At 66.0% G+C, this 11,044-nt stretch carries 13 protein-coding genes and 1 pseudogene; 3 read left to right on the forward strand and 11 right to left on the reverse strand.

What is annotated here, in order from left to right; translation table 11 throughout:
* Positions 1 to 7 precede the first annotated feature (7 nt).
* The 7 genes from hscA to JWP65_RS12875 all read right to left on the reverse strand — a co-directional run bounded on the left by hscA (position 8) and on the right by JWP65_RS12875 (position 5,998).
* Complete coding sequence (hscA, locus tag JWP65_RS12845) at positions 8 to 1,867, reverse strand: Fe-S protein assembly chaperone HscA (RefSeq protein ID WP_299764294.1); 1,860 nt, start codon at positions 1,865 to 1,867, stop codon at positions 8 to 10.
* A 12-nt stretch (positions 1,868 to 1,879) separates the two neighbouring features.
* Positions 1,880 to 2,398, reverse strand: a complete 519-nt coding sequence (hscB, locus tag JWP65_RS12850; RefSeq protein WP_299764296.1) for a Fe-S protein assembly co-chaperone HscB — start codon at positions 2,396 to 2,398, stop codon at positions 1,880 to 1,882.
* Between the two features lie 59 nt (positions 2,399 to 2,457).
* Positions 2,458 to 2,781 carry an iron-sulfur cluster assembly protein IscA gene (iscA, locus tag JWP65_RS12855; RefSeq protein ID WP_299764299.1) on the reverse strand — a complete coding sequence of 108 codons (324 nt, stop codon included), beginning with the start codon at positions 2,779 to 2,781 and terminating at the stop codon, positions 2,458 to 2,460.
* A 19-nt stretch (positions 2,782 to 2,800) separates the two neighbouring features.
* Positions 2,801 to 3,211, reverse strand: coding sequence for a Fe-S cluster assembly scaffold IscU (gene iscU / locus JWP65_RS12860; protein ID WP_299764301.1), 411 nt, complete (start codon positions 3,209 to 3,211; stop codon positions 2,801 to 2,803).
* Between the two features lie 21 nt (positions 3,212 to 3,232).
* Positions 3,233 to 4,453 carry an IscS subfamily cysteine desulfurase gene (locus JWP65_RS12865; protein WP_299764303.1) on the reverse strand — a complete coding sequence of 407 codons (1,221 nt, stop codon included), beginning with the start codon at positions 4,451 to 4,453 and terminating at the stop codon, positions 3,233 to 3,235.
* 34 nt (positions 4,454 to 4,487) lie between these two features.
* Complete coding sequence (gene iscR / locus JWP65_RS12870; protein ID WP_299764305.1) at positions 4,488 to 5,024, reverse strand: Fe-S cluster assembly transcriptional regulator IscR; 537 nt, start codon at positions 5,022 to 5,024, stop codon at positions 4,488 to 4,490.
* 191 nt (positions 5,025 to 5,215) lie between these two features.
* Positions 5,216 to 5,998, reverse strand: a complete 783-nt coding sequence (locus tag JWP65_RS12875; RefSeq protein ID WP_299764307.1) for a uracil-DNA glycosylase — start codon at positions 5,996 to 5,998, stop codon at positions 5,216 to 5,218.
* Positions 5,999 to 6,156: 158 nt separating this feature from the next.
* On the opposite strand from JWP65_RS12875, the gene JWP65_RS12880 reads away from it, so the two are divergent.
* Positions 6,157 to 6,597 (forward strand): CBS domain-containing protein, encoded by a 441-nt coding sequence (locus tag JWP65_RS12880; RefSeq protein ID WP_299764309.1) that lies wholly within the window; start codon positions 6,157 to 6,159, stop codon positions 6,595 to 6,597.
* A 51-nt stretch (positions 6,598 to 6,648) separates the two neighbouring features.
* On the opposite strand, the gene JWP65_RS12885 is transcribed toward JWP65_RS12880, so the two are convergent.
* From JWP65_RS12885 to JWP65_RS12895, 3 genes are read right to left on the reverse strand one after another with little or no spacing between them, the layout of a single operon-like run.
* A complete protein-coding gene (locus JWP65_RS12885) occupies positions 6,649 to 7,407 on the reverse strand; it encodes a hypothetical protein (protein WP_299764311.1) in 759 nt (252 codons plus the stop codon).
* Positions 7,408 to 7,416: 9 nt separating this feature from the next.
* Positions 7,417 to 8,061 (reverse strand): maleylacetoacetate isomerase, encoded by a 645-nt coding sequence (maiA, locus tag JWP65_RS12890; RefSeq protein ID WP_299764313.1) that lies wholly within the window; start codon positions 8,059 to 8,061, stop codon positions 7,417 to 7,419.
* On the reverse strand, positions 8,058 to 9,083 hold the full coding sequence (locus JWP65_RS12895) for a fumarylacetoacetate hydrolase family protein (protein ID WP_299764315.1): 1,026 nt from the start codon (positions 9,081 to 9,083) through the stop codon (positions 8,058 to 8,060). Before JWP65_RS12895 ends, maiA begins: the two co-directional genes overlap by 4 nt.
* Before the next feature lie 95 nt (positions 9,084 to 9,178).
* Here JWP65_RS12895 and JWP65_RS12900 point away from each other — a divergent pair, with 95 nt between their 5' ends.
* Both JWP65_RS12900 and JWP65_RS12905 read left to right on the forward strand, forming a co-directional pair.
* On the forward strand, positions 9,179 to 10,099 hold the full coding sequence (locus JWP65_RS12900) for a LysR family transcriptional regulator (protein ID WP_299764317.1): 921 nt from the start codon (positions 9,179 to 9,181) through the stop codon (positions 10,097 to 10,099).
* Positions 10,100 to 10,178: 79 nt separating this feature from the next.
* A complete protein-coding gene (locus JWP65_RS12905; RefSeq protein WP_299764319.1) occupies positions 10,179 to 10,748 on the forward strand; it encodes a gamma-glutamylcyclotransferase in 570 nt (189 codons plus the stop codon).
* 56 nt (positions 10,749 to 10,804) lie between these two features.
* Here the strand turns inward: JWP65_RS12905 and JWP65_RS12910 are convergent.
* Positions 10,805 to 11,044: pseudogene (locus tag JWP65_RS12910) on the reverse strand (UDP-3-O-(3-hydroxymyristoyl)glucosamine N-acyltransferase); the annotation flags it as partial.

Raw genomic sequence — 11,044 nt, forward strand, 5'->3', positions numbered from 1 at the left:
ACGCCGTTCAGATGGATTCGAGGTTCTTGCCGGCGAGGGCCTTGCGGATCCCCTCGTTCATGCGGCGCGCGGCAAAGGCTTCGGTGCCCTTGGCCAGCGCCTGCACGGCCGCTTCGATGGTGGCGGCATCGGCGCTGGCGGCGGCGGTTTCGCGCAGCGTGTCCATCAGCGCGTCGATGGAGCGGCGCTCCTGTGGCTCGAGCAGCTCGGCGTCGGCGTCGAGCGCGCTCTGGGTGGCGATGAGCATGCGGTCGGCATCCACCTTCGCCTGCGCCAGGGCGCGCGCCTTGATGTCGGCCTCGGCCGTGGTGAAGCTCTCCTGCAGCATCTTGGCGATCTGATCGTCGGACAGGCCGTAGGACGGCTTGACCGCGACCTGGGCCTCGACCCCGCTGCCCTGCTCGCGCGCCGCCACGTTCAGCAGGCCGTCGGCGTCGATGGTGAAGGTCACCCGGATGCGGGCCGCGCCGGCCGCCATGGCCGGAATGCCGCGCAGTTCGAAGCGCGCCAGGCTGCGGCAGTCGGCCACCAGGTCGCGCTCGCCCTGCACCACGTGGATCGCCATCGCCGTCTGGCCGTCCTTGTAGGTGGTGAAGTCCTGTGCCTTGGCGGTCGGGATGGTTTCATTGCGCGGCACGATCCGCTCGACCAGCCCGCCCATGGTCTCGATCCCCAGCGACAACGGGATCACGTCCAGCAGCAGCAAATCGCCGCCCGGGTTGTTGCCGGCCAGCTGGTTGGCCTGCACCGCCGCGCCCAGTGCCACCACCTCGTCGGGGTCCAGGTTGGTCAGCGGCGCGCGGCCAAAGAAGGCACCGACGGCCTCGACGATCTGCGGCATGCGGGTGGAGCCGCCCACCAGCACCACGCCCTGCACTTCCTCGCGCGCCAGCTTGGCGTCGCGCAGCGCCTTGCGCACCGCCGACAGCGTGCGCCCCGTCAATTCCTGCGTGATGCCCTCGAAGTCGGCCCGGGTGACGCTCACTTCGGCCGACTGCCCGTGCAGCACCACCTGGCTGGTGACTTCGTCTTCGGCCGACAGCCGCTCCTTGACGCGGCGCGCCAGCATCCGGATCGCGGCCTTGTCGGAGGCGCCGGCGACTTCCAGCCCGGCGCGCTGCTGCAACAAGTCGGCCAACGCGCGGTCGTAGTCGTCACCGCCCAGGGCCGAGTCGCCGCCGGTGGAGACCACCTCGAACACGCCCTGGCTCAGGCGCAGGATGGAGATGTCGAAGGTGCCGCCGCCCAGGTCGTACACGGCGTAGGTGCCTTCGCTGCCGTTGTCCAGGCCGTAGGCGATGGCCGCCGCCGTCGGCTCGTTGATCAGGCGCAGCACGTTCAGGCCGGCGAGCTGGGCGGCGTCCTTGGTGGCCTGGCGCTGGGCGTCGTCGAAGTACGCGGGCACGGTGATCACGGCGCCGTACAGCTCGGCGTCGAAGGTGTCCTCGGCGCGAAAGCGCAGGGTGGCCAGGATCTCGGCGCTGATCTCCACCGGCGACTTGGGGCCTTCGCGCGTTTCCAGCATCACCATGCCGGGCTGCTCGACGAAACGGTACGGCAGCTTGTCGCGCCCTTCGATGTCGGCCAGGCCGCGGCCCATGAAGCGCTTGACGGAGGCGATGGTGTTCTCGGGGTCGTCGGACTGCGCCGCATGCGCTTCGTGGCCGATCTGGCGCCGCCCTTCGGGCAGGTAGCGCACCACCGAAGGCAGGATCACATGGCCACGCGCATCGGGCAGGCATTCGGCCACGCCGTTGCGCACTGCCGCCACCAGGGAATGGGTCGTGCCCAGGTCGATGCCGACCGCGATGCGGCGCTGGTGCGGGTCCGGCGAGGCGCCGGGTTCTGAAATCTGGAGCAGGGACATAAGCTTGTGCCTCTATTGTCCCAGCTGCGCCAGTCGATCCTCGATGTCGGCGCCAAAGCGCTCAAGGAACATGAGGGCTCTGACCTGCTGGGCAGCCGCGCGGGCGTCGCCGGCCTCGTCGAGCAGCTGCTGGATGTGCGCCAGCATCGCGCGCCGGTCGCCCGCCAGCCGCTGGGCCAGCGCGTCGAGCTCGGCCTCGCCTTGCGCATCTTCCAGCGCCTCGCGCCACTCCATCTGCTGCATCAGGAAGGCCGCCGGCATCGCGGTGTTGTTCTCGGCCTGGATCGGCGCCCCGCGCAGCTCGCACAGGTAGGCGGCGCGCCTGAGCGGGTCTTTCAGCCGCTGGTAGGCCTCGTTGATGCGCACCGACCACTGCAGCGCCACCCGCTGCGCCGCTGCGCCCTGGCCAGCGAACTTGTCGGGATGGGCTTCGCGCTGCAGTTCCTTCCAGCGCGCGGTGATGGCGCCGGCGTCCTGCGCGAAGCGCTCGGGCAGGGCGAACAGGGTGAAGTCGCTGTCGTTCAGGTTCATCAAATGAAAGAAAACCGCCAGCACTGGAAAGTGAAGGCGGTTTCGCAGTGCCGGAAGGCTCAGACGCGGAAACTCTCTCCGCAGCCGCAGCGATCCCGTTCGTTGGGGTTGTTGAATTTGAAGCCTTCGTTGAGGCCTTCGCGCACGAAGTCGAGCTCGGTGCCGTCGATGTAGGCCAGGCTCTTGGGGTCGATCAGCAGCTTGACGCCGTGGTTCTCGAAGACGATGTCCTCGGGCGCCACTTCGTCCACGTACTCGAGCTTGTAGGCCATGCCGGAGCAGCCGGTGGTCCTGACGCCCAGCCGCACGCCCACGCCCTTGCCGCGTTTGGACAAGTAGCGGGAGACGTGCCGCGCCGCGGCTTCGGTCAATGACAGAGCCATCTTCTTGCGTGCTTCCTGCTCAGTGCGCGACCGCCGCGGCAGCTGCGACGGGGTGCTTCTTCTTGTAGTCCTCGACCGCCGCCTTGATGGCGTCCTCGGCCAGGATCGAGCAGTGGATCTTCACCGGCGGCAGCGCCAGTTCCTCGGCGATCTGGCTGTTCTTGATCGAGGCGGCCTGGTCCAGCGTCTTGCCCTTGACCCATTCGGTCACCAGCGAGCTGGAAGCGATGGCCGAGCCGCAGCCGTAGGTCTTGAAGCGCGCATCCTCGATCACCCCGGTTTCCGGATTGACCTTGATCTGCAGCTTCATCACGTCGCCGCAGGCGGGCGCGCCCACCATGCCGGTGCCGACCGACTCGTCGCCCTTTTCGAAGGAGCCGACGTTGCGGGGATTCTCGTAGTGTTCAACGACTTTTTCAGAATAGGCCATGTTGGTACTCCTGGATTCGGTTCAGTGGGCCGACCACTGGATGGTGCTGAGGTCGACGCCGTCCTGGAACATCTCCCACAGCGGGCTCAGGTCGCGCAGCTTGGCGACGTTGTGCCGGATGGTGGTGATGGCGTAGTCGATTTCTTCTTCGGTCGTGAAGCGGCCGATGGTCATGCGCAGGCTGCTGTGGGCCAGCTCGTCGCTGCGGCCGAGAGCGCGCAGCACGTAGCTGGGTTCCAGCGAAGCCGAGGTGCAGGCCGAACCGGACGACACCGCCAGGCCCTTGATGCCCATGATCAACGACTCGCCTTCGACGAAGTTGAAGCTCATGTTCAGGTTGTGCGGCACCCGGTGTTCCATGTTGCCGTTGATGAACACCTGCTCGACGTCCTTCAAGCCATCCAGCAGCCGCTGCTGCAGGCGGCGCGCGTGCGCTACGTCCTTGGCCATTTCCTCGCGGGCGATCCGGAACGCCACGCCCATGCCGACGATCTGGTGCGTGGGCAAGGTGCCCGAACGCATGCCGCACTCATGGCCGCCGCCGTGCATCTGCGCTTCCAGCCGCACGCGGGGCTTGCGCCGCACATACAGGGCGCCGATGCCCTTGGGGCCGTAGGTCTTGTGCGAGGCCAGGCTCATCAGGTCGACCGGCAGCGTCTTGACGTCGATGGCAAGCTTGCCGGTGGCCTGCGCGGCGTCCACGTGCAGCAGCACGCCCTTTTCACGGCAGATCGCGCCGATGGCAGCGATGTCCTGGATCACGCCGATCTCGTTGTTGACGAACATGACGCTGGCGATGATGGTGTCCGGGCGGATCGCCGCCTTGAACATCTCCAGGTCGAGCATGCCGTCTTCCTGCACGTCGAGGTAAGTCACCTCGAAGCCCTGGCGTTCCAGCTCGCGGGTGGTGTCGAGCACGGCCTTGTGCTCGGTCTTGACCGTGATCAGGTGCTTGCCCTTGCTCTTGTAGAACTGGGCCGCGCCCTTGAGGGCCAGGTTGTTGGATTCGGTGGCGCCCGACGTCCAGACGATTTCGCGCGGATCCGCGCCGATCAGCTCGGCGACGTCGACGCGCGCCTTCTCCACGGCCTCTTCCGCCTCCCAGCCCCACGCATGGCTGCGCGAAGCCGGGTTGCCGAAGTGCTCGCGCAACCAGGGAATCATGGCGTCGACCACGCGCGGGTCGACCGGCGTCGTCGCGCCGTAGTCCATGTAGATCGGGAAATGCGGGGTCATGTCCATGCTGGCTCTTCCGACTGCTGGCAGATGGTTGTTGTTATTGCTTGGCGAACGAGGCGCCGAGCGCGAACACCGAGTTCGGTGCGTTCACGCGGATGGGCTTGACCACCGGCTGGCTGGAAATCGCGCGCTTGGTGGCCGGCTTGTCTTCGATCTGGATGCCCTTGGCAAGCTGGTCGTCGACCAGTTTTTGCAACGACACCGAATCCAGGAACTCGACCATGCGCTGGTTCAGCGCCGACCACAGCTCGTGCGTCATGCAGCGGCCGCCGTCGTTCTGGCAGTTTTCCTTGCCGCCGCACTGGGTGGCGTCGATCGGCTCGTCGACCGACACGATGATGTCGGCCACGGTAATTTCCGCCGCCTTGCGCCCCAGCGTGTAGCCGCCGCCCGGGCCGCGGGTGGATTCCACCAGCTCGTGGCGGCGCAGCTTGCCGAACAGCTGCTCCAGGTAGGACAGCGAAATCGCCTGGCGCTGGCTGATGCCCGACAGCGTGACGGGACCATTCCCCTGGCGCAGGGCAAGATCGATCATCGCAGTAACAGCAAAACGGCCTTTGGTGGTCAGACGCATCACAACCCCGGTAATGTTAAAATTTTGCTCTTGTTCACTTTTTTCATGTCTTCGATGCTGATGCATGAAGACCTGATTAGTTGAACGATTTAGTCAAGTATAGCAAAAACGGCGGGGTTTGTCTTGGAGGGGTCCAAAACCGCGGGGTGGCTGGCGCAGCGTTTTCGGGCGTGTTTGCAACCGCCGATACGCTACCTTGCCTGCAACAGGCGCATCGGCCCGAACAGCTCGACCATCCCCTGGTTCCCGATGAACGACAGGTTGTATGGATGCTCGGCCACCGCCTGCGGGAAGCCTGCCGTTTCCGGCAACCTGGCCAGCTGCTCGGCGATCTTCCCCCACAACACCAGCGTCGGCGGAACCGCAGGTTCGGCGAGCACCGCCAGCACCGTCTGCAGGAAGGGCATCCAGGCCAGAGCCTCGATCTTCGGCGCCACGTGCTTGCGAAACACCAGCGCCGCGTTCAGCAGCAGGAAACCTTCCGCGACCAGGTTGTCCTGCAACTGCGCGAGCGTGCGGATCGACCCGTTTTCCCGCGCTGCCGCTGCGACGGGCGCCAGCGCCGCCCCACCCGTCGCGCCAGGCTGCAACTGCCCGCCCGCCACCAGCAGCATCTTCATGAAGTTGCGCAGCGAGGTCGCCCGGTTGACCGGTTTCGACAGCCCGGCCTCGCTCCAGAGCTCGCCCACCGCGCCATCCATGAAGCACACCCCGGTCGCACTCTCCGCACGCGGATACGGCCCCTCCCCCACCAGCACATAGCGCACCCGGCTCAAGGGCTGGGCAAAGGCGGCGAACAGGCGGCCTCCGGTCGGCAGGTAATCGTCAAGGGCGAGCGCCGGCAGGTAGCAGGGCTCGGCGCGGGCGACCGCTTCCAGGGCGCGCACCAGGTGCGGCCGCCAGGACGGATCGGCAAGGGCCAGCATGTCGAGAAAGATTTCCGGAACGGTGCCTGGTACGGTCGGATGGGTCATGGTCGGGAGCGCGAAAAAAGAAGCGGATTGTACCTTTGCACCTTTCATGGCGGCAGAATGATGCCGCCCACCAATCTCGCGAGCCGAGACGGCGGTTCAGGGCATGATGAAAGCCCTGTTCCGAGGTATCCAACAACCATTCGACAAGGAGGCCAGCAATGCAAACGATCCAGGATGTGATGACCCGTGACGTGCAAACCGTTTCGCCGCAGGAAACGGTGCAGCGCGCCGCGCAATTGATGGATGAACTGAACGTTGGCGCCATTCCCGTGCTCGACGGCGACAAGCTGGTCGGCATGATCACCGACCGCGACATCACCGTGCGCTCGACCGCCGCCGGCCAGGACCCGGGCTCGACGAAAGTAACCGATGTAATGAGCACCGATGTGCGCACCTGCACCATGGACCAGAGCGTCCAGGACGTCCTCGACCAGATGGCCGACGTCCAGATCCGCCGCGTCCCCGTTCTCGACGATTCCGGAAAAATCATCGGTATCGTGTCGCTCGGCGACGTGGCGACCAAGCACACGGCTGACGTCGATCGCGCGCTCGACGAAATCTCGTCGCCGTCCGAGCCGGACCGCTCGACCCAGCAATAAAACCTCAGGCCGCAGCGCCGGACGGCGGTGCAAGCGCGTGCGGCGTGCGGATCAACGCGCCGGCGCCGCTCCCGCCGCGCCCTGCCCGGCCTCTGCCGGCCGCGGCACCCAGCGCTCCATGTCGCTGGCGATCTTCACGGTCGCGTCCACGAAGGGCACCAGTACTTTCATGCGAAAGTCAAAACGCGACGGCAGGCTGCCGGCCTGCGGGTGCGGACGGTAGGCGGTCAACAGGCTCATGTCCATCATCATGGTGCCGTGCATTGTCGATTCCATCTGGTGCGCCACGCCCGTGGCCGGGTCCACCCACAGGCGCACGTTGACGTCCATCGGCCCCTTCGACTGCGCCACCTCGAACAGCGTCCATGACTTGCCGTGCAGGGGCTGGTTATCGCGGCGGCGCACCCTGGCGTCGGTGCGCAGCAGGCTCTCGGTCGCTTCGCCGATGCCCTTCATGTCGAACTCGCTCTTGCCGGGCTTTTTGCCAGCCTCGGGCGGCGGCTCGATCTGCGTCGTTTCGTAGACCGGATTGCCCTTGTCCCAGCCGGTCAGGCGCTGGCGCACGCGCGTGCGGTCGATCTTGCCGTCCGCCCTGCCCTCGGCCAGCAGCTGGACCTCGCCGGGCGCCCACTTTTTCATCTGCGCGGCGTGCGCCACGGCTTTTTCCCACAGTGGATCGGTCTGGGCCTGCCCCTGGGCTGGCAAGACCAGGGACAGGCAAACTACGGCAAATGCGGCGGCGTAAGGTTTCATGCTTCCTGTCCTTGGCAAAAAACCAATTCTACGAAGTTTGCTGCGGGAAGGAAACAACTATCCGTATCACTCGGCGTCCGGCTGTGCCGACGGATGCGCCGCCACGAAGGCCGGCATGTCGACGCAGAGCGCACTGATGCGGGCGATGTTCGGATAGGCCGAAATATCGATGTTGAAGCGCTGGGCGTTGAACACCTGCGGCACCAGGAAGCAGTCGGCCATGGTCGGCGCGGCGCCGTGGCAGAACGGGCCGGCCGCCGGGTCGCGCGCCAGGTGCGCCTCGAGCGACGCCAGGCCTTCGCGGATCCAGTGGCAAATCCACGCGTTCTTGGCGTCCTCGCTCAGTTTGAGTTCGTGGACGAGGTGGCGCAGCACGCGCAGGTTGTTCAGCGGATGGATGTCGCAGGCGATGATCTGGGCCAGTTCGCGCACGCGGGCGCGGCCGGCGACGTCCTGCGGCAGCAGCGGCACGGCCGGGAAGCGCTCATCCAGGTATTCGATGATCGCCATCGACTGCGTCAGCGTGATGCGGTCGTCCTGGAAGGCCGGCACCAGGCCGCTCGGGTTGATCTGGCGATATTCTTCCTGGCGCTGCTCGCCGCCGTCCCTGAGCAGGTGCACGGGCAGCGCATCGTAGGCCAGCCCCTTCAGGTTCAGGGCGATCCGCACGCGGTAGGCGGCGGAGCTGCGGAAATAGGTATAGAGCTTCATTCTTTCCTCCCATGGTAATGCGCTACTTCGTGGTCGATGGCGCCGAAAATGCTGGCGCCTTCAGCGTCGAGCATTTCGATGCGTACGCTGTCGCCAAAGCGCAGGAACGGCGTTTTCGGGGCGCCGTGTTCGATCGTTTCGTACATCCGCACCTCGGCCAGGCAGCAGTAGCCGACCCCGCCGTTGGCGATGCTCGAACCGTGCAGGCTGCCCTGCTTGTTCGACACCGTGCCGGAGCCGATGATGCTGCCGGCGGCCAGCTCGCGCGTGGTGGCGGCATGCGCGATCAGTTGCGCGAAGCTGAAGGTCATGTCCTCGCCGGCGTTCGGTTTGCCGAAGGGCTCGTCGTTGAGGGTCACCAGCAGCGGCAGGTGCAGCTTGCTGTCGCTCCACGCTTCGCCCAGTTCGTCGGGCGTGACCGCCACCGGCGAAAACGCGCTGGCCGGCTTCGACTGGAAGAAGCCGAAGCCTTTGGCCAGTTCGTTCGGGATCAGGTTGCGCAGCGAGACGTCGTTGACCAGCATGACGAGGCGGATCGCTTTTGCCGCCTGCTCCACGCTGGCGCCCATCGGCACGTCGCCGGCGACGACCGCCACCTCGGCTTCCAGGTCGACGCCCCAGTCCTCGCTCATCACCGCGATCGGGTCGCAGGGGCCGATGAAGCGGTCGGAGCCGCCCTGGTACATGAGCGGATCGGCATAGAACGACGCCGGCACCTCGGCGCCCCGCGCCTTGCGCACCAGCTCGACGTGGTTGATATAGGCCGAGCCGTCGGCCCACTGGAAGGCGCGCGGCAGCGGCGAGTGGCATTCCATCTCGATAAAGGACTCGGCCTTGTCGGCGGTGCCGGCGTTGAGGCGGTCGTAGATGGCTTCGAGTCTGGGGGCCACGTTGTCCCAGTCGTCGAGCGCGCACTGCAGGGTGTGCGCGATTTTCGGGACGGCCTGGCAGGTGACGAGGTCACGGCTGACGACGACCAGCGTGCCGTCGCGGCCGCCGGTCTTGAGTGAGGCGAGTTTCATGGCGATTCCTTCGTCTTTGAGTTGTTGCCGCCATTAAAATTCAAATCGGACTATCATACAAACAATATTTTCAGGCCGATTTATCGGATTGTCTTATGAATCCCACCCTGCGGCAGATGCGTGCCTTCGTGGCCCTTGCCAAGGCCGGCAACTTCACCCTGGCTGCCCAATACATGCACGTTACGCAGTCGGCGTTATCGGGTTTGATCAAGGAACTCGAACAAACACTCGGCGCCCGTGTCGTCGACCGCTCGACACGCCGCATCACGCTGACCGACATCGGCCGCGAGCTGTATCCGCTATTTAGCCAGATGATCGATGATCTCGACGGTGCGCTGGCGAACGTGGCGGACCATACACAGCTACGAAAAGGCGTGGTGCGCATCGCCGCCCCACAACTGATGTGCTGCACGCTGGTGCCCGCAGCAATGGCCGCCTACCGCGCCCGGCATCCGGACATCGACGTGCGCGTCGCCGACAGTCCGGTCGAGAACGTGATCGCGCGCGCGCTGTCGGGCGAGTCCGACATCGGCATCGGCCCGGAACGCGAGGCGATGCCGCAACTGCAGGCGCGCGAACTGTTCGAGATGCCGTTCGCGCTGGTGTTCCCGGAGGGGCATCCGCTGGAAAGCGCGGAGCGCGTGACCTGGCAGGACGTGGCGCCTTACCCCTTCATCGCCCTGGAGGGGCAATTTACCGAGCGGCTGCTTGCCGACATGCATGCGCTGCTGCGCGACGTGCCCCTGAAGCCCGCGAATGAGGTGACCTTCATGACGACGGCGCTGGCGATGGTCAGCGCGGGGCTCGGCGTTACCGTCTGCCTGCCGTACGCGGAACCGCTGGTGCAGCTGTACCGTTTGCGCATGCGCCCGCTCGAGGAACCGGTGCTGACGCGCCGTTTCTTCGTCTACACGCGCGCCGGTCGCTCGCTGTCGCCGGCGGCCGAGAGTTTCATCGACTTCCTGTTCCCGTACGTGGAGGCGAAACGGAGCCTGGCGCGCGCGCAGGAAGACTGATCGCCCAGGCCGGCACTGCCTGCAGCCGCTTGCGCCCTGCGCTAGAATCGGGCGACCAGTTTTCTCCGGAGTTTCCCCGATGTCCCACAACACCATTGCGCTCAACCGGCGCATGGACAAATTCGACGGCCACCATCGCGTCTGGCTGTTCGGCTACGGCTCCCTGATCTTCAAGGCCGACTTTCCCTATCTCGAACGCCGCCCGGCCGCCATTCGCGGCTGGACCCGCCGTTTCTGGCAGGGCTCGCACGACCACCGCGGCACCGAAACGGCGCCTGGACGCGTCGTCACGCTGGTGCCGGAAGATGGCGCGCTGTGCCATGGCATGGCCTACCTGGTGACGCCCGAGGAATTCGCACACCTCGACCACCGCGAAAAGAACGGCTACCTGCGCCTGGCGACCGACATCGCGTTCGACGACGGCAGCAGTGCCCTGGGGCTGGTCTACATCGCCACCCACGAGAATGGGGCCTTCCTCGGCCCGGCGAGCGAACTGGACATTGCGCGCCAGATCGCCGCCGCCCATGGCCCGAGCGGGCCGAACAGCGAATACCTGCTGGAATTGGCGCACGCACTGCGCGCACTCGGCAAACCCGATCCGCACGTGTTCGAGATCGAGCGGCACCTGACGCGGCTGACCACGGACTGACGCCGCACCGGTGGCGGACCGATGTGCGGCCGCCGGGCGTCGACAGCCGGCCGGCGCTACGTTTCTCCAGTCAGCGCCTTCACCGCTTTCTCGAGCGCACGCACTTTTTCCCGCATGGTAGACAGGTTGCGTACGAGCACGGCTACGCGTTCCCAGTCGGCATTCCTGGCAACCGGGAAATAGCCCGTGTACCGGCCCGGCTCGGTAATCGAGTTCGGCACCATCGTGGCCGCCGTGATGTGGACGTTGTCGACGATCTCGATATGGCCGTTGATCATGGCGGCGCCACCGAAGGT

The organism is Ramlibacter sp. (assembly GCF_028292805.1).
In the GTDB taxonomy this organism is placed as follows: Bacteria; Pseudomonadota; Gammaproteobacteria; order Burkholderiales; family Burkholderiaceae_C; genus Ramlibacter.

Excerpts from the sequence above, each read along its gene's own strand:
- JWP65_RS12895 (WP_299764315.1), bottom strand. The coding sequence starts at position 9,083 with ATGAAACTCGCCTCACTCAAGACCGGCGGCCGCGACGGCACGCTGGTC.
- JWP65_RS12865 (WP_299764303.1), bottom strand. The coding sequence starts at position 4,453 with ATGGACATGACCCCGCATTTCCCGATCTACATGGACTACGGCGCGACG.
- JWP65_RS12905 (WP_299764319.1), top strand. The coding sequence starts at position 10,179 with ATGTCCCACAACACCATTGCGCTCAACCGGCGCATGGACAAATTCGAC.
- hscB (WP_299764296.1), bottom strand. The coding sequence starts at position 2,398 with ATGAACCTGAACGACAGCGACTTCACCCTGTTCGCCCTGCCCGAGCGC.
- JWP65_RS12875 (WP_299764307.1), bottom strand. The coding sequence starts at position 5,998 with ATGACCCATCCGACCGTACCAGGCACCGTTCCGGAAATCTTTCTCGAC.
- hscA (WP_299764294.1), bottom strand. The coding sequence starts at position 1,867 with ATGTCCCTGCTCCAGATTTCAGAACCCGGCGCCTCGCCGGACCCGCAC.
- JWP65_RS12900 (WP_299764317.1), top strand. The coding sequence starts at position 9,179 with ATGAATCCCACCCTGCGGCAGATGCGTGCCTTCGTGGCCCTTGCCAAG.
- iscA (WP_299764299.1), bottom strand. The coding sequence starts at position 2,781 with ATGGCTCTGTCATTGACCGAAGCCGCGGCGCGGCACGTCTCCCGCTAC.
- JWP65_RS12880 (WP_299764309.1), top strand. The coding sequence starts at position 6,157 with ATGCAAACGATCCAGGATGTGATGACCCGTGACGTGCAAACCGTTTCG.
- iscU (WP_299764301.1), bottom strand. The coding sequence starts at position 3,211 with ATGGCCTATTCTGAAAAAGTCGTTGAACACTACGAGAATCCCCGCAAC.
- maiA (WP_299764313.1), bottom strand. The coding sequence starts at position 8,061 with ATGAAGCTCTATACCTATTTCCGCAGCTCCGCCGCCTACCGCGTGCGG.
- iscR (WP_299764305.1), bottom strand. The coding sequence starts at position 5,024 with ATGCGTCTGACCACCAAAGGCCGTTTTGCTGTTACTGCGATGATCGAT.